The 214-nt window shown below is 39.3% G+C and carries 1 rRNA gene; it reads left to right on the forward strand.

The window, feature by feature from the left end:
- Positions 1-58 (forward strand): 16S ribosomal RNA (locus G6554_RS25560); the annotation flags it as partial.
- Positions 59-214: the final 156 nt, after the last annotated feature.

Below are 214 nucleotides of genomic sequence, written 5' to 3' on the forward strand. Positions count from 1 at the left end.
TGGGGTGAAGTCGTAACAAGGTAGCCGTATCGGAAGGTGCGGCTGGATCACCTCCTTTCTAAGGAATATGCAGTCCTTATGGACTGATCATAAGGTTGACGTTTCTTGTTTGTTTAGTTTTGAGAGTGCAATTCTCTCAAAAATTCGTTCTTTGAAAACTAGATAATCGTAAGAAGAAGCAAAGTAAACATCGAGTAATCGCCATTTTAGTTTT

This window comes from Bacillus sp. MM2020_4 (genome assembly GCF_011250555.1).
Classification (GTDB): Bacteria; Bacillota; Bacilli; order Bacillales; family Cytobacillaceae; genus Neobacillus.